This window comes from Sulfitobacter sp. 1A12779 (genome assembly GCF_043557315.1).
In the GTDB taxonomy this organism is placed as follows: domain Bacteria; phylum Pseudomonadota; class Alphaproteobacteria; order Rhodobacterales; family Rhodobacteraceae; genus Sulfitobacter; species Sulfitobacter faviae.
The window spans coordinates 233696-249612 of sequence record NZ_JBIFFU010000002.1; the positions used below are offsets into that span (position 1 = coordinate 233696).

Below are 15917 nucleotides of genomic sequence, written 5' to 3' on the forward strand. Positions count from 1 at the left end.
GCAGCCCGTTCGCTCACAAGCCAGTCACGAGCGAGTGTGTCACAGTCCCGTCAGAATTCGCGCGGAAAAACAGCGAAAGTTGTAACGATCCCGCGCAGGAAGGGAGGGATTGTTACAAAAACGCTCCGGCGGGTAGGGGGCATATTGCCCGCAAACCCGCCGGAGCGCATGTTTGTTACAGTGCGTTAGCGCAGGTCAGGCGGGGTCGCGTCCTGTGCCAGTTCGGCGGTGAGTGCGTCGAGCGGCTGTACGGATGTCTGCTTTTGCCCCAGACGCCGGACCGAGACCGTGCGCTCTTCGACTTCGCGCGCGCCCACGGCGAGGATCACCGGCACCTTGCCCAGCGAATGCTCGCGGACCTTGTAGTTGATCTTCTCGTTGCGCATGTCCGCCTCGGCCCGGACGCCCGCAGCCTTCAGCGTTTCCACGACCTCTGCCACATAGTTATCAGCCTCGGAGGTGATGGAGGCCACAACGACCTGCCGCGGCGCGATCCAGAAGGGCAGCTTGCCGGCGTGTTCCTCGATCAGGATGCCGATGAACCGCTCGAAACTGCCCAGGGTGGCGCGGTGCAGCATCACGGGGCGATGCTTATTGCCGTCCTGCCCGATGAAGCTCGCCTCCAGCCGTTCGGGCAGGTTCGCGTCGACTTGCAGGGTGCCGCATTGCCAGTTGCGCCCGATGGCGTCGGTCAGGGTGAACTCCAGCTTCGGGCCGTAGAAGGCGCCTTCGCCCTCGAGCACCTCGAAGTCATAGCCCGCGGCCTTGCAGGCATCGCCAAGCGCCTGTTCCATGTGGTCCCAGGTCTCGTCCGAGCCGATCCGCTTTTCGGGGCGGGTGGAGAGTTTGATGGTCCAGTTATGGAAGCCGAGGTCGGCATAGACTTTGGACAGGAAGGCGATGAACTTCGCGGTTTCCGAGGTGATCTGATCCTCAGCGCAGAAGATATGGCCGTCGTCTTGGGTAAAGCCGCGCACCCGCATGATGCCGTGCAGCGCGCCCGAAGGCTCGTAGCGCGCGCAGGAGCCGAACTCGGCCATCCGGAGCGGCAGATCGCGGTAGGATTTCAGACCTTGGTTGAACACTTGCACATGGCAGGGGCAGTTCATCGGCTTGAGCGCATTCACCGCCTTTTCGCGGGCATGGTCCTCGTCCACTTCGACGATGAACATATTCTCCTGATATTTGTCCCAGTGGCCGGATTTTTCCCACAGCTTGCGGTCCACGACCTGCGGGGTGTTCACCTCGACATAGCCGTCGCGGTCCTGCATCCGCCGCATGTAATCCTGCAGGGTGGTGTAGATGCGCCAGCCGTTGGGGTGCCAGAAGACTTGGCCGGGCGCCTCTTCCTGCATGTGGAACAGACCCATTTCCTTGCCCAGCTTGCGGTGGTCGCGTTTGGCGGCCTCCTCCAGCATGTTGAGATGGGCGCGCAGTTTCTCCTTGCCGGTGAAGGCCACGCCGTAGATGCGCTGCAACATGGCGCGGCTGCTGTCGCCGCGCCAATAGGCACCGGCGATGGACATCAGCTTGAAGGCGTCGCCCGGCACCTGTCCGGTGTGTTGCAGGTGCGGGCCGCGGCAGAGGTCTTGCCAGTCGCCGTGCCAATACATGCGCAAAGGCTCGTCGCCGGGGATCGCCTCGATCAGCTCGACCTTATAGGGCTCGTTCAGGTCTTCGTAATGTTTGATCGCGCGGGCGCGGTCCCAGACCTCGGTGCGGACGGGGTCGCGCTTGTTGATGATCTCCTTCATCTTTTTCTCGATGAGGCCGAGATCCTCAGGGGTGAAGGGCTCTTCGCGGTCAAAGTCGTAATACCAGCCGTCCTTGATCACCGGGCCGATGGTGACCTTGGTGTCGGGCCAGATTTCCTGCACGGCGCGGGCCATGATGTGCGCAAGGTCGTGGCGCACCAGCTCGTTGGCCTGTTCTTCGTCGGCCGTGGTGTGGATGGCGATGCTGGCGTCGGCTTCGATCGGCCAGGCCAGATCGTAATGCGCGCCGTTCACGGTGGCGCTAATGGCCTTTTTGCCGAGCGATTTAGAGATATCGGCAGCCACTTCACTAGCGGTGATCCCGGCGTCGTACTGCCGGCTGTTGCCATCGGGAAGGGTGAGGGAGATTTGGGCCATCTTGGGCGCTCCTCGTCGGTTTGGCGCCTACGAGACGCCCGGTTGCGGGTTATGTGTTGGACCTATGTGGCGGGGCGGGCGCGGCTTGTCAATGCAAGCGGGGCCGCTTCGGGAAAGTTGCGGCAGGGCGATGGCGCGCTATGTCAGGCGGGCAACAATGAGGATCGGTCAGATGCAAGACGACACGGCGCAGCGCGCATTCGAGACGATTTCGGGGGCGGACGACCCGGCACCGGGGTTGGACGACAAGGCGCAAAGGGCCGAGGCGCGCAACGGGCTGCGCCATGTCGTGTCGCTGTCGATGACCAAAGTGGCCGATGGTCTGATCGACCCGAAACTGGTCTTGGCTTGGCTGTTGAGCGCCCTCGGCGCGCCTGCGGTTTTCGCGGGCGCATTGGTGCCGATCCGCGAGGCGGGGTCGCTTTTGCCGCAGATTGCGTTGGCGGGCGTGGTGCAGCGCATGGCGCGGCGCAAATGGGCTTGGGTCTGGGGTTCGGTCGGGCAGGGGGTGGCGGCGGGGCTGATCGCCCTTGCTGCGCTGAGCCTTGAGGGGGCCATGGCGGGCTATGCGGTCTGCGCCGCGCTGGCGCTGCTCGCCGTTTGCCGCGCGGCCTGTTCGGTGTCGTTCAAGGAAATTCTGGGCAAGACCGTGGGTAAGACCCGGCGCGGATCGGTGACCGGCTTGGCGGGGTCGGTTTCCTCGGTCGGGGTGGTGATCTTTGCGGGGCTTTTGATGTCGGGCCTGTTTCAAAGCCGGGGTGTCGTCGTGGCAGCCATCGCGCTGGCGGCGGCCCTATGGATCGGCGCGGCGCTGTTGTTCTCGACGATCATGGAAACGCCGAGCGAGACCGAGAAGGCCGATGGCGTGGATTTCAAACTGCTGCGCGGCAACCGCGATCTGTGGCTCTTCATTCTGGTGCGCGGGCTCTTGGTCTCTACCGCGCTGGCGCCGCCCTATTTGGTGGTGCTTGCTGGCTCATCAGAGAGCGGGCAGTTGGGCCAATTGGGCGCCTTGGTGCTGGCCTCGGCGCTGGCGTCTTTGGTCAGCTCCTACGTCTGGGGGCGGCTGTCGGATATGTCGAGCCGCCGTGTGCTGATGCTGACGGGCGTCGTTGGCGCAGTGGCGATGGCGCTGGCGGTGGGGCTGTGGTTCCTTGGTCTGGCGCAGGCGGTCTGGGCGATGCCTGCCGTGCTCTTCATCCTGATGATCGCCTATCACGGTGTGCGGCAGGGGCGGTCGACCTATCTGGTCGACATGGCCCCGAAAGACCAGCGCGCGGCCTATGCGGCGGTGAGCAATACGGTGATCGGGCTGCTCTTGCTGCTGGCGGGCGTGTTGGGCGGCGGGGCCGCGCTGATCGGGGCGCAGGCGACGCTGATGCTTTTTGCCGTCATGGCGCTGGCCGCCGCCGTGTTGGCCCATTGGCTGCCGGAGGTTGAGCATCTGTCCGAGGACTGACTTGCCCTCATCCGCGCCGATGCCCATGATTGGACAAAAGACGGAGGCAGCATGGCAGACAGCAAATTCATCGACACGCCGCAGGGGCGGCGCATCGCCTATCACAAGACCGAAGGGGCGGGGCCCTGCGTGGTGTTTCTGGGCGGGCTGAAGTCCGACATGATGGGGACCAAGGCGGTCTATCTCGAAGACTGGGCGCGGGCCGAGGGGCGCGCCTTTCTGCGGTTCGACTATTCCGGCCATGGGGAATCGTCGGGCCTATTTACCGAAGGGTGCATCGGCGATTGGCACGAAGACACGCTGGCCGCAGTCGCGGCGCTGACCGAGGGGCCGCTGATTGTTGTCGGCTCCTCGATGGGCGGCTGGCAGGCGCTGCTCTTGGCGCGGCATCTGCCCGAGCGGGTCGCCGGGCTGGTCGGCATCGCCGCGGCCCCCGATTTCACCGAAGATGGCTATTGGGCGAATTTCACCGAGGCGCAGAAACAGACCTTGGAAGAGGTCGGGCAGGTCGAATTGCCGTCGGACTATATGGAGCCCTATGTCATCACCCGGCGGATGATCGAGGACGGGCGCAAGCGGTTGGTGCTGCGCGATCCGCTGAACCTGCCGTTCCCGGTGCGCCTGTTGCAGGGCACGGCGGACACCGCCGTCAGCACGGCCACGGCGGTGCGGCTGTTGGAGCATGCGCAAAGCCCCGATATGCAACTGACGCTGGTCAAGGATGCCGATCACCGTTTCTCGGACGCGCGCTGTCTGGCGATGATCGTGGAGGCGATCAACGCGGTCTCCGACGAAGCGGGGTGACCAAGGGGTGACCAAGGGCGCGGGCATGGAACCGCCGACGCGCCTGCGCCCCGCTGTCCCCCGAAACCACCCATGCTAAGAGACCGCCAAACCCAAGGGGGACGGCATGAAACCACGTTATTTCAACCGCATACCGCACCGGAGCCTGCCCAATGGCTGAGCCGATCGTTCTGCTGCCCGGCATGATGTGCGACGCGCGTGTCTTCACGCCGCAGATCCAAGCGCTCTCCCCGCGCGGGACCGTGGTGCTGGCCCCGATCACCCAAGGCGAACGGATCGAGGAGATCGCCTCGGGCCTGTTGGATCAACTGCCGCCGCGTTTCGCGCTGGTGGGGCAGGGCATGGGCGGTGTGGTGGCGCTGGAATTGCTGCGCCGCGCGCCCGACCGGATCAGCCGCATTGCCCTCTTGGCCACCCACGTGCTGGCCGAATTGCCCGCCATTGCCGCGGACCGTGAACCGCAGATCATCATGGCGCAGTCGGGCAAGCTGGGGGAGGCGATGCAGGCGCGGATGGCCAATGGTTTCCTTGCCCCCGGCAAGGGACGGGGCGAGGTGCTGACCCGCGCGATGGAGATGGCTGAGACGCTGGGCGGCGATGTCTTCGTCCGCCAATCCCGCGCTTTGCAACGGCGGCGCGATCAGCAGGCGGTGCTGCGCAAATGCAAGGTGCCCGCGCTGGTGCTTTGTGGGGAGCATGACGCGCTCTGCCCGGTCAAACGCCATGCCTTCATGGCCGAAATGATCCCCTATGCCAAGCTAACGGTACTTGAGGATGCGGGCCATCTGCCCAGCCTAGAGCAGCCAGAGGCGACCACCGCCGCGCTGCGCGACTGGCTGCATCAACCTCTGGTGCTGCAATAGGGCAGCGGGTCAGGCCGCTGCCGGTTTATCGCTCTTCTTGGCCTCGGTTTTCTGAGAGGCGGGCTTTTGCGGCCCGGGCGTTTGTGGCGCAGGGTTCTGCGGCTCGGGCGTGCCGTTGTTCGCGTCGATAAAGTCGAGCACCAAGGGCCGGATGTTGTTGCGCCAGCTTTTGCCCGCGAAGATCCCGTAATGGCCCGCGCCCTGCTCAAGATGGCTGGCCTTCTTGGCATCCGGTAACCCGGTCAGCAGATCAAGAGCGGCAATGCACTGGCCGGGGGCCGAAATGTCGTCCTTGCTGCCCTCGACCGTTTTGACGGCGACGGTGGTGATCTTGCCGATGTCGACCTGACGGCCCGCCACGGTGAAGACGTTGCGCGCGATCTCGCGCTCTTTGAAAATCCGCTGCACGGTCGACAGGTAGAACTCCGCCGGCATGTCCATCACGGCGAGGTATTCGTCGTAGAACTTGTTGTGCTTGTCATGCTCATGCGCCGTCTTTTGCGCCACGCGGGTGATCTGATTGGCAAAGGCATCGCGGTGAGTGTCATTGTTCATCGAGATGAAAGAGGTAAGCTGCAACAGCCCCGGATAGACCTTGCGCCCCACGCCCGCGTATTTGAAGCCGACCTGCTGGATCATCATCTGCTCAAGCTGGCCCATGGTCACGCTATGGCCGAAATCGGTCACATCCGTGGGCGCGGCATCGGGATCAATCGGCCCGCCGATCAGCGTCAATGTGCGCGGCTGCGCTTCGGGCGCTTCCTCGGCCAGATAGGCGGTGGCGGCCAATGTGAGCGGCGCAGGCTGACAGACCGCGATCACATGGGTGTCGGGGCCAAGGTGATGCATGAAATCAACGAGGTAGAGCGTATAATCCTCGATGTCGAACTTGCCCGCGCTAACTGGAATATCACGCGCATTGTGCCAGTCCGTCACATAGACGTCGCAATCAGGCAGCAGGGAGATCACAGTGGAACGGAGCAGCGTGGCGTAATGACCCGACATCGGCGCGACCAAAAGAACCTTGCGGCCCGTCTCTTCGCGGCCTTGGACCGAGAATTTCAGCAAATCGCCAAAGGGCCGTTCCATCACCGGCTCGATGCTGACCAGACAGTCCTGCCCCTTGGGGCCGACCACCGGGGGGATGTCCCAATCGGGTTTCACGACCATGCGGGCAAAGGTCCGTTCCGTCACCTCACCCCAAGCGGCGAGCCATTCCATCGCAGGGTTTGGAAACAGAGAGAAAGCCGGGTAGGATGCCATAGCAAGCGCAGAAGCGCCGAGCCATTGATTGGTGTTCCGGATGGACTCCATCATGTCGTAGGTGGCCATATAGCGCATGTGGGGGCTCCTTTATGCTGCACCTGCGAAGATAGGAGGTAAGGGTTAAGATGACAACAGAATCCGAGAATCCCGAGATTGCGGAGCCTCAAGCCCTGTCTCGTATGGCGCAAAACTTGAAAAAGGTTGAAGAATTAAGCCAGCGCCTGACCCGTGTGATGGCGCAGCGCGAGGGCCATCAGCCTGCGTTGGACGCGCCGAACCAACAGCTTTTCGCCAAGGCGGCACAGTCTTACTGGGCCGAGGCGATGACCAATCCGGCCCGTTTGATGGAGCATCAGATGGGCTATTGGACCAAATCGGTCGCCCATTTCGTTGAGGCGCAGCAGGCGCTGGCCAAAGGCGGTCTGGCCCCGGTTGAAGAGGACGCGCCGACCGACAAACGTTTCGCCAACCCGCTGTGGCAGACGCATCCCTATTTCAACTTCATCAAACAGCAGTATCTGCTCAACGCCGAGGCGCTGCGCCAAGCGGTCGAAGATGCCCAAGACATGGACCCGGCCGAGAAAAAGCGGCTGGTCTATTTCAGCCAGCAGATCATCGCGATGATGTCCCCGACCAACTTCCTTGCCACCAATCCCGACGTGCTGGAACGCGCGGTTGAGACCGAGGGCGAGAGCCTCGTGAAGGGTCTAGAAAACCTGATCGCGGATCTGGAGGCCAACAATGGCGAGCTGGTCGTGAAACTGGCGGATGACAGCGCCTTTGAGCTGGGCCGCAACATCGCCACCACACCGGGCAAGGTGGTGTTTCGCAACCGCATGTTCGAGTTGATTCAATACACCCCCAGCACCGAAGAGGTGCATAAAACCCCGCTGCTGATCTTCCCGCCTTGGATCAACAAGTTCTACATTCTCGACCTCAAGGCGCAGAACAGTCTCGTCAAATGGCTGGTCGATCAGGGGCACACGCTGTTCATCGTCTCATGGGTGAACCCCGATGCCAGCTATGCCCAGATCGGCATGGAGGATTACGTCGAAGAAGGATACCTCGCCGCGATCGAAGAGGTGAAGGCGATCACTCAGGAAAAGCGCCTCAACGTGGTGGGCTATTGCATTGCCGGCACCACGCTGGCGCTGACCCTGTCGCTGCTGAAAAAGCGTGGCGATAGCTCGATCAAATCCGCCACCTTCTTCACCGCGCTTACCGATTTCTCGGATCAGGGGGAGTTTCAGCCCTTCCTCACCAATGACTTCATCGACGGGATCGAGGCCGAGACGGCGGATAAGGGCATTCTTCCCTCGGTCGTCATGGCGCGCACCTTTTCATTCCTGCGGTCCAACGATTTGGTCTATGGCCCCGCCGTGCGCAGCTACATGATGGGCGAGACGCCCCCGGCCTTTGACCTGCTCTATTGGAACGGCGACGGGGCCAATCTGCCGGGGCAGATGGCAATGCAATACCTGCGCGGTCTCTGCCAGCGAAACGAATTGGCCGAGGGCGGTTTCAAACTGCTCGGAGAGCGGCTAACGCTGGATGATATCGAGGTGCCGCTCTGCGCCGTGGCCTGCGAGACGGATCACATCGCGCCGTGGAAAGACTGCTACCGCGGGGTGCAGCAGATGGGGTCGAAGGACAAGACCTTCATCATGGCGCAATCGGGCCATATCGCGGGCATCGTCAATCCGCCCAATCGGAAGAAATACGGCCACTATGTGAACGGCGATCTCACGCAGGACTACGCCGCATGGCGCGAGGCCGCCGCCTTTCACGAAGGGTCATGGTGGCCGCGGTGGGGCAAGTGGCTGGCCAAACGGGCAGGGGCAATGATTCCCGCACGGTTTCCCGGCGACGATGGGCGCGAGATTCTCGCTGATGCCCCGGGCAGCTATGTGACCCGTAAGGCAAACAACTGATTACCTTAGGTAATCCAAACACCCTTCGGGCTCATGCTGCAATGCAGAAAAAACCTTGAAATGCTGCGCTGCGGCATCTATGTTGTGGTCAGACGCGAAACGGACGGGTCTCCCCGCTCCCTTGCCACAGTAGCATTAAAAGGATTGAGACATGACCAAGACACCTGACATGACCGCGATGTTCAAAGACGTTCTGGGCGCTTTCCCGGTGGATAACGCCGCCATGCAAGACGCATTCAAAAACACCGCCACCCTGAACGAGAAACTCTCCGGCGTTGCCTTCGACGCGGCTGAAAAATCCGCCGACATCTCCACCGCCTGGACCAAAGAGACGCTGGCCCGCCTGACCGAGATGACCAAGGTCAAAGCCGAGCCCACAGACTATGCCAAAGCGATGACCGATTTCGCCTCCGCCTCCGCCGAATCCGCGGCCGAGCATATGGCCGCCTTCGCCGAGATCGCGAAAAAGGTTCAGATGGACACCGTCGAGCTGATGATGTCGGCTGGTAAAGACCTGCAAAGCGATGCCAAAGCCGCCACCACCGAAGGCGTGGCCACCGCACAGGCTGCCGCCAAGAAAGCGACTGTGAAGTAAATCCGACGCTGGGCTCTCCAGCGCCAAGGAATGCTTAAAGAAAGGGCAGGTCCAGACGGGCCTGCCCTTTTGTCATGCGCTCTTTCTATTTGCCGATCCCTGTCCTAAGCTGCGATGCAGCACCATTGGTCGGGAGTAACATCATGGCGGACAAACCGAAGCCCTTGCTGATAAAACGCTACGCCAGCCGCAGGCTCTACAACACCGAAACAAGCGATTACGTCACGCTGGAAGATATCGCCGGTTTCATTCGCGACGGGCGCGAGGTTCAGATCGTCGATCTGAAATCCGGCGACGATCTGACACGGCAATATCTGTTGCAAATCATCGCCGAACACGAAAGCCGGGGCGAAGCCGTCTTGCCGGTCGATGTGCTGACCGATCTGGTGCGCAGCTATATGTCAGGCAACGTCTCGGTGGTGCCGCAGTTCCTGCAGGCCTCCTTCGACATGCTGCGCGATGGCCAGTCCAAGGCGATCGAAAACATGAGCGCGATGAACCCGATGGCCAAGATGCCCGGCATGGAAGCGATGCAGGCGCAGCAAGAAGCCTTCATGAAGGCGATGACCGGCGGCTGGGCCAAATCCACCACGCCAGAGCCGCCCAAACAGCAGGCCGAACAGGGCGACGATCTGGACGCGATTAAAAAGCAGTTGGCAGAGTTGCAGGACAAACTGTCAAAACTGAACTAACCCCAGAAGACGCGGGCGTCGCGCGCCCGCCTCAGGCCGCCTGCGCCTCGGCCACATCCCTCAGCGCGCCCAAAATCACATCCGCCACGGCGTCGATCTCCTCCAGCGTCAATTGTACAGGCAGCCGTACATCGCAGGCCCGCATCAGCATGGCGCGGGTGCGCGGCAGCTCGGGCAGGTCTTCGATGAACTGCCAGTTCCAAAAGGCGCGGGCGTTGTCGGTGCTTTGGCCAAAGACCTGCACCTTCACCCCCGCCGCCTCCGCCGCCGCCACGAAAGCGCGGATGCTGGCGTCAGAGAGGCCCGCCAGATTGAACTGGATCGAATCCGGCGCGCGGGTCTCACCGGGCAGGGGGCTCGGCACCTCGATCAAGGGGGAGGCCGCCAGCCGTGCGGCCATGTGATCGTGATTGCGCAGCCCATTGGCCACCCGGCGCGGCAAATGCGGCAATTGCGGCCGGATGATCGCAGCCGAAAGGTTGGACATGCGCAGATTGTACAGCGGCAGCCGGTTCTGCCACTTGGCAAAACTGTCTAGCAGGGCCGCGTGTTTCTTCCAATTATGCTCATAAGCGCCCGACATGATGATCGCCCGCGCCACCAGATCGGCGTCATCGGTGATCAGGATGCCGCCTTCGCCCGCGTTGATCATCTTGTAGGACTGGAAGGAAAAACAGCCGATCTTGCCAATCGTCCCGATTTTCCGCCCCCGCCAAAGCGTGCCCAGCGAATGGGCAGCGTCTTCGATCACCGGCACGCCAGCGGCCTCGCAAAGCCCCATGATCGCATCCATATCCGAAGTATGCCCCCGCATATGGCTGATGATCACCGCCCGAACGCCCGGCAGTTTGGCGGCGAAATCCTCCAAATCCACACGGTAATTCTCGCCCACTTCACAAAGCACCGGCTTGCAGCCTGCGTGGATCACCGCAGAAGGCACGGCAGCAAAAGTGAAACCCGGGATCAACACCGGCGCCCCAACCGGCAGGTCCAAAGCAAGCAAGGACAGAAACAGCGCGGCCGAGCAGGAGGATACGGCCAGCGCATATTCACTGCCCATCATCTGCGCGAATTCGACCTCCAAAAGGGAAACAGGCGCGTCCTTGGCCGCAGTATAGCGAAAAAGATCGCCACTTTGCAAAAGCGCCGCAATTGCGGCTTCCGCTTCGGCAGGAATCGGTTCGGCACGGTGCATGTCGGGCAAAGCCATATTTCAAAATCCTGAATAATGATTTCCAGAATAGTAAAACAAACGCCCGCGCAAACCAAGGGGGGATGCCCCCACAACAGGCCACCCCCTCTTCCCCTTCATCCTTTCCTAAATACCCTCGGGGGAAGCGCGCCAAAGGCGCGATGGGGGCAGAGCCCCCGCACTCCACCACCAGCCAAACCCGCGCGACCGCTCAGAGCAAAATCAAAGCCCCAACCGATCCCGCGTCGCATACCAAAGCATCGCAAGCACCAAAAGCGGGCTCCGCAGAGAGGCCCCGCCGGGGAAAGCTTGCGTCGGGATCGCGGCCATCGTGTCGAAACCCGCGGCATCCCCTTCGATCGCCTTGGCCATCAGATAGCCCGCATGGGTCGCCGTCCCAACACCGTGACCGGAATAGCCCGAGGCCGAGAGGATGTTCGGCGCGAGCCGGGCCACATAGGGCAGGCGCTTCATCGTGATGCCAAGAGTGCCGCCCCAAGCATAATCGATCTTAACGTCTTTCAACTGCGGAAAGACCTGCGACATCGGTTTGCGCACCTTTGCGGCGATGTCCTGCGGAAAGCGATAGCCATAGCTCTCGCCACCGCCAAACAGCAGCCGCCCGTCGTGCGACAGGCGAAAATAGTTCACCACGAAGCGGCTGTCGGCCACGGCCACGTCGCGGGGCAGCACGTCTTTCACGCGCGCGCCCAAGGGTTCGGTCGCGGCGATGAAATTGTTGATCGGCATGACCTTGGCGGCCACGTCGCCGTTGAGCTTGCCCAGATAGCCGTTGCAGGCCAGCACCACATGATCGGCGCTGACGCTGCCGGTGGCGGTTTGCACCAGCGCCTTGCTGCCTTCGACGATGTTCTCGGCGGGGCTTGTCTCATGAATGCGCACGCCTGCGGCGGCAGCGGCGCGGGCAAGGCCGAGGGCGTAGTTCAGGGGGTGCAGATGCGCGGCCCCCATGTCGAGCACGCCACCCTTGTAGTCGGGCGAGGGGCAGACCGATTGCAGCGCGGCGTGATCCAACACTTCGATCTCATCATAGCCATAGCGCTTTTGCAGATGCTCGGCATAATCGTGCAGATGACGCACGTCAGATACGCTTGAGCCGGTCCAGGCCACGCCGGGCTTCAGGTGGCAATCGATCTCATGTTTCGCGATGAGGGATTTGACCAGTTCCTTCGCCTCTTCGCCCATCTGCCACAGCTTGGCGGCATGGTCCTCGCCCAGCATCTTTTCGAGCCCGTCCTGCTCGACCCGCTGGCCCGAGCCCAATTGCCCGCCATTTCGGCCCGAGGCGCCAAAGCCCACGCGCTGCGCGTCCAAAAGCACCACGTCGTAACCTGCCTCGGCCAGATGCAGCGCGGCGGAAAGCCCGGTGTAGCCGCCGCCAACGACACAGACATCAGCCTTCGTATCACCCTGAAGCGGCGGGTAGGCCGCGTGTTTCGTGGCGGTGGCGGCGTACCAGCTGGTGGGGTACTGGCCGGGCGTGTCATTGGCGTAGAGCAGGTTCATCGGGCCTCCGGGGGTTAGACGTTCATCAGCAGATGTTCACGTTCCCAAGGTGAGATGACCTGTAGGAACTCCTCATATTCCGCCCGTTTCACGATGGAATAGACGCGGGCGAAATCCGGACCCAAAGCCTCGTGCAGCTCTGTGGCCTCCTCGAAAAGGTCGAGCGCTTGGCCCAGAACTTGCGGAATATCCCCTTCGCCGACATAGGCATCGCCCTTGAATTCGGGCAGCGGGTCTTTCTGCTGGATCAGCCCCAGATAGCCGCAGGCAAGGCTGGCGGCGATGCCGAGGTAGGGGTTGCAGTCCATCCCGGCTAGGCGGTTCTCCACCCGGCGCGACTTTGGCCCCGAAAGCGGCACGCGAATGCCCGTGGTGCGGTTGTCGCGGCCCCATTCAAGGTTGATCGGCGCGGCGTGATCCTTGACGTAGCGACGGTAGGAATTGACATAGGGCGCGATCACGGCGAGCGCGCTTGGCATGTGGTTTTGCAAACCGGCGATGAAATGGCGGAAAGGGGCGGTCTCTTGCCCTTCGGCATCGACAAAGATGTTTTCGCCGGTTTTCACGTCCAGCACCGAATGGTGGATATGCATGGCGCTGCCCGGCTCATCGGCGATGGGTTTGGCCATGAAGGTGGCATAGCACTCATGCCGCATCGCCGCTTCGCGGATCAGCCGTTTGAAATAGAACACCTCATCGGCCAGCCGCACCGGATCGCCATGTTGCAGGTTAATCTCAAGCTGGCCTGCGCCACCCTCTTGGGTGATGCCGTCGATTTCGAAACCCTGCGCCTCGGCAAAGTCGTAGATGTCGTCGATCACGGGGCCGAATTCATCCACGGCGGTCATCGAATAGGCCTGACGCGCCGCCGCCGGGCGGCCCGAGCGGCCCATCATCGGCAGGATTTCCTTGGCCGGGTCGATGTTGCGGGCCACAAGGAAGAACTCCATCTCGGGGGCCACGACCGGCTCCCACCCCTTGTCGCGGTAAAGTTGCACCACGCGTTTGAGCACATTGCGCGGCGAATAGGCCACCGGCTTGTCGTTGCGGTCATAGGCGTCGTGGATGACCTGAAGCGTCCAGTCCCCGGTCCAAGGTGCGGCGGTGGCCGTGTCCATATCCGGTCGCAGGATCATGTCTTTTTCGATGAAACCGTCATCGCCCGCCGCTTCGCCCCATTCGCCGGTGATGGTCTGGTAAAAGATGCTGTCGGGCAGGTGGAAATACTCTTGCCGCGCGAATTTCGACGCCGGGACGGCCTTGCCGCGGGCGATGCCGGGCAGGTCGGGGATGATACATTCCACTTCGTCCAGACGCCGGCCCTCAAGATAGGCGCGCGCCGCTTCGGGTAGTGCTTCTGTCCAATCCTCGGCCATCAGGCCCTCTCTTTCCTGTTGTCTTTAAAGAATGCGGCCATTTGGTCCGCGATTTTTTGGTTGTCGATGGGGCCGCCCAAGGCGGCTGTCGCCTGTTCCAGCAGGTGCTTAGGCACCACGCCCTTGCCACGGGTTTTGATCAAGCCATCGATGAAGTCATGGCCGAATTCAGGATGCGGCTGCACCGTCCAGATGCGGTCGTCATAGGCCAGCGCTGCATAGGCGCAAAAGTCCGATGAGGCGACGACACGCGCCCCTTCGGGCAGTTCCACGATCTGATCTTGATGCCACGCGTTCAGCGCCAGTTTCTCACCGTCTATATCGTATTCGGTGCGGCCAATGGACCAGCCGTTGGCAAACTTCTCAACCTTGCCGCCAAGCGCTTGGGCGATGATCTGATGCCCAAAGCAGACGCCGATCAGGGGGCGGCCATCGGCATAGGTCTGGCGGATGAACTCCTCCAGCGGCGGGATCCAATCGTGATCCTCATAGGCGCCGTGTTTCGATCCGGTGATCAGCCAGCCGTCGGCCTGCGTCACGCTGTCGGGCAGGATGCCATCGACGACCGACCAGATTTGAAAGTCAAACCCGTGGCCATCCAGCAGTTTGGTGAACATCTCCCCATAGTCGCCGAGCTGTTCGCGGAAGTCATCGGGGGAGTGGCCGGTTTGCAGAATGCCGATTTTCATGTGTCACCTGTTACACAGTGTCGAGATAGATCTCGACCTGTTCCTCTGGGGTCAATTCCTGCATGTAATGCAATTCTTGGCGTTTGGTCAGCACGAAGTTGCGGATCATCTCGGGCGCGAAGATCCGCGCCACATGGGGGCAACTTTCAAACAGGTCGATGGCGGTTTTCCAATCGCTCGGCATGCGCGGCAATTCGGCAGCATAGGCGTTGCCGGTGATCGGGGCGGGCGGCTCAAGCGCATCTTCGATCCCGTTGAGCGCGGCACCCAACACGGCGGCGAGCATCAGATAGGGGTTCACATCCCCGCCCGAGACGCGGTGTTCGATGCGCCGCGCCTTGTGGCTGCCCGAGGGGATGCGGATCGCGGCGGTGCGGTTCTCATAGGCCCAGCAAACCCCGGTGGGCGCATGGGATTCCGGCACCATCCGGTCAAAGCTATTGGCATGCGGGCAAAAGACCAGCGCCGAGCCCTGCATCGCGTTCATACAGCCCGCCACAGCGTGGCGCAGCGTGTCGGTCCCCTTCGGCCCGCCATCGTCGAAGATGTTGTCGCCCTTCTCATCCAATACCGAGAAATGGGTGTGCAGGCCGGAGCCGGAGTAATCCTCATAAGGTTTCGCCATAAAGCTTGCGGCGAAGCCGTGCCGCCGTGCCAGACCCTTGACCAGCATCTTGAACAGCCATGCGTCATCGGCGGCGCGCAGCGCATCGTCGCAATGCATGAGGTTGATCTCGAACTGGCCCAGACCCGCCTCGGAAATGGCGGTGTCGGCTGGGATGTCCATCTCTTCGCAGGCGTCATAAAGATCGGTGAAGAACAGATCGAACTGGTCGAGCGCGCGGATCGACATGGTTTCGGCCGCTTTGCGTCGCTTGCCCGACCGGGGCGAGACGGGCACCTGAAGGTTGCGGCCCGAATCGTCGATCAGGAAGAATTCCAGCTCAACGGCGCAGACCGGCGTCAGCCCGCGCGCCTTGTAGCGGTCCAGCACCGCGCGCAGCGCATGACGTGGATCGCCGGGGTAGGGGCGGCCATCTTCGCGGAACATCCAGATGGGCAGCAGGGCCGAGGGCGCGTCGAGCCATGGCATCGGCATGAAGCCCCGTTCGGTCGGTTTCAGCACGCCATCCGCATCGCCCGTTTCGAACACCAGCGGGCTGTCGTCGATATCCTCGCCCCAGATGTCGAGGTTCAGCACCGAGACGGGAAAGCGGGTGCCTTCGGTCGTGACCTTATCGGCAAAGCGCGAGGGAATACGCTTGCCCCGGGCTTGGCCATTGAGGTCGGCGGCGGCCACACGAATGGTGCGGACCTGAGGATTTTTGCGAAGCCAGTTGTTCATACATCACCTGAAAGGGCGGTGGGCATGTCACAAAGCGGTTCGCCCG

General features: G+C 62.1%; 13 protein-coding genes. 6 read left to right on the forward strand and 7 right to left on the reverse strand.

Annotated features, from left to right (window positions below; translation table 11 throughout):
• Positions 1-185: 185 nt before the first annotated feature.
• A complete protein-coding gene (gene thrS / locus ACGYLQ_RS03840) occupies positions 186-2132 on the reverse strand; it encodes a threonine--tRNA ligase (RefSeq protein WP_394440558.1) in 1947 nt (648 codons plus the stop codon).
• Positions 2133-2304: 172 nt separating this feature from the next.
• On the opposite strand from thrS, the gene ACGYLQ_RS03845 reads away from it, so the two are divergent.
• The 3 genes from ACGYLQ_RS03845 (at position 2305) to ACGYLQ_RS03855 (ending at position 5258) form a co-directional block, all read left to right on the forward strand.
• Positions 2305-3591, forward strand: a complete 1287-nt coding sequence (locus ACGYLQ_RS03845) for an MFS transporter (RefSeq protein ID WP_394440560.1) — start codon at positions 2305-2307, stop codon at positions 3589-3591.
• A 51-nt stretch (positions 3592-3642) separates the two neighbouring features.
• Complete coding sequence (locus tag ACGYLQ_RS03850; RefSeq protein WP_394440562.1) at positions 3643-4395, forward strand: alpha/beta hydrolase; 753 nt, start codon at positions 3643-3645, stop codon at positions 4393-4395.
• A 152-nt stretch (positions 4396-4547) separates the two neighbouring features.
• On the forward strand, positions 4548-5258 hold the full coding sequence (locus ACGYLQ_RS03855; protein ID WP_067260980.1) for an alpha/beta fold hydrolase: 711 nt from the start codon (positions 4548-4550) through the stop codon (positions 5256-5258).
• A 9-nt stretch (positions 5259-5267) separates the two neighbouring features.
• Here ACGYLQ_RS03855 and phaZ read toward each other — a convergent pair whose 3' ends face one another.
• The gene (phaZ, locus tag ACGYLQ_RS03860; RefSeq protein WP_067260982.1) at positions 5268-6599 is read right to left on the reverse strand and encodes a polyhydroxyalkanoate depolymerase; all 1332 of its coding nucleotides are present in this window, start codon (positions 6597-6599) and stop codon (positions 5268-5270) included.
• A 50-nt stretch (positions 6600-6649) separates the two neighbouring features.
• On the opposite strand from phaZ, the gene ACGYLQ_RS03865 reads away from it, so the two are divergent.
• From ACGYLQ_RS03865 to phaR, 3 genes are all read left to right on the forward strand, one after another.
• Positions 6650-8455 carry a PHA/PHB synthase family protein gene (locus ACGYLQ_RS03865; RefSeq protein ID WP_394440564.1) on the forward strand — a complete coding sequence of 602 codons (1806 nt, stop codon included), beginning with the start codon at positions 6650-6652 and terminating at the stop codon, positions 8453-8455.
• A gap of 151 nt (positions 8456-8606) precedes the next feature.
• Positions 8607-9050 (forward strand): phasin family protein, encoded by a 444-nt coding sequence (locus ACGYLQ_RS03870; protein ID WP_067260985.1) that lies wholly within the window; start codon positions 8607-8609, stop codon positions 9048-9050.
• 143 nt (positions 9051-9193) lie between these two features.
• The gene (phaR, locus tag ACGYLQ_RS03875; RefSeq protein WP_271687875.1) at positions 9194-9742 is read left to right on the forward strand and encodes a polyhydroxyalkanoate synthesis repressor PhaR; all 549 of its coding nucleotides are present in this window, start codon (positions 9194-9196) and stop codon (positions 9740-9742) included.
• A gap of 31 nt (positions 9743-9773) precedes the next feature.
• On the opposite strand, the gene ACGYLQ_RS03880 is transcribed toward phaR, so the two are convergent.
• From ACGYLQ_RS03880 to ACGYLQ_RS03900, 5 genes are all read right to left on the reverse strand, one after another.
• On the reverse strand, positions 9774-10952 hold the full coding sequence (locus ACGYLQ_RS03880; RefSeq protein WP_394440566.1) for a DegT/DnrJ/EryC1/StrS family aminotransferase: 1179 nt from the start codon (positions 10950-10952) through the stop codon (positions 9774-9776).
• Positions 10953-11156: 204 nt separating this feature from the next.
• Complete coding sequence (locus tag ACGYLQ_RS03885; RefSeq protein WP_394440568.1) at positions 11157-12461, reverse strand: NAD(P)/FAD-dependent oxidoreductase; 1305 nt, start codon at positions 12459-12461, stop codon at positions 11157-11159.
• Positions 12462-12475: 14 nt separating this feature from the next.
• A complete protein-coding gene (locus ACGYLQ_RS03890) occupies positions 12476-13837 on the reverse strand; it encodes a glutamine synthetase family protein (RefSeq protein WP_394440570.1) in 1362 nt (453 codons plus the stop codon).
• The gene (locus ACGYLQ_RS03895; protein WP_394440572.1) at positions 13837-14526 is read right to left on the reverse strand and encodes a type 1 glutamine amidotransferase; all 690 of its coding nucleotides are present in this window, start codon (positions 14524-14526) and stop codon (positions 13837-13839) included. The genes ACGYLQ_RS03890 and ACGYLQ_RS03895 overlap by 1 nt, the downstream gene beginning before the upstream one ends.
• 10 nt (positions 14527-14536) lie before the next feature.
• Positions 14537-15871, reverse strand: a complete 1335-nt coding sequence (locus tag ACGYLQ_RS03900; RefSeq protein WP_067260995.1) for a glutamine synthetase family protein — start codon at positions 15869-15871, stop codon at positions 14537-14539.
• Positions 15872-15917: the final 46 nt, after the last annotated feature.

Bases quoted from the DNA above. Each gene is read 5' to 3' on its own strand.
- thrS (WP_394440558.1), bottom strand. From the start codon at position 2,132: ATGGCCCAAATCTCCCTCACCCTTCCCGATGGCAACAGCCGGCAGTAC.
- ACGYLQ_RS03870 (WP_067260985.1), top strand. From the start codon at position 8,607: ATGACCAAGACACCTGACATGACCGCGATGTTCAAAGACGTTCTGGGC.
- ACGYLQ_RS03880 (WP_394440566.1), bottom strand. From the start codon at position 10,952: ATGGCTTTGCCCGACATGCACCGTGCCGAACCGATTCCTGCCGAAGCG.
- ACGYLQ_RS03890 (WP_394440570.1), bottom strand. From the start codon at position 13,837: ATGGCCGAGGATTGGACAGAAGCACTACCCGAAGCGGCGCGCGCCTAT.
- ACGYLQ_RS03850 (WP_394440562.1), top strand. From the start codon at position 3,643: ATGGCAGACAGCAAATTCATCGACACGCCGCAGGGGCGGCGCATCGCC.
- ACGYLQ_RS03895 (WP_394440572.1), bottom strand. From the start codon at position 14,526: ATGAAAATCGGCATTCTGCAAACCGGCCACTCCCCCGATGACTTCCGC.
- ACGYLQ_RS03855 (WP_067260980.1), top strand. From the start codon at position 4,548: ATGGCTGAGCCGATCGTTCTGCTGCCCGGCATGATGTGCGACGCGCGT.
- phaR (WP_271687875.1), top strand. From the start codon at position 9,194: ATGGCGGACAAACCGAAGCCCTTGCTGATAAAACGCTACGCCAGCCGC.
- ACGYLQ_RS03845 (WP_394440560.1), top strand. From the start codon at position 2,305: ATGCAAGACGACACGGCGCAGCGCGCATTCGAGACGATTTCGGGGGCG.
- ACGYLQ_RS03865 (WP_394440564.1), top strand. From the start codon at position 6,650: ATGACAACAGAATCCGAGAATCCCGAGATTGCGGAGCCTCAAGCCCTG.
- phaZ (WP_067260982.1), bottom strand. From the start codon at position 6,599: ATGCGCTATATGGCCACCTACGACATGATGGAGTCCATCCGGAACACC.
- ACGYLQ_RS03900 (WP_067260995.1), bottom strand. From the start codon at position 15,871: ATGAACAACTGGCTTCGCAAAAATCCTCAGGTCCGCACCATTCGTGTG.
- ACGYLQ_RS03885 (WP_394440568.1), bottom strand. From the start codon at position 12,461: ATGAACCTGCTCTACGCCAATGACACGCCCGGCCAGTACCCCACCAGC.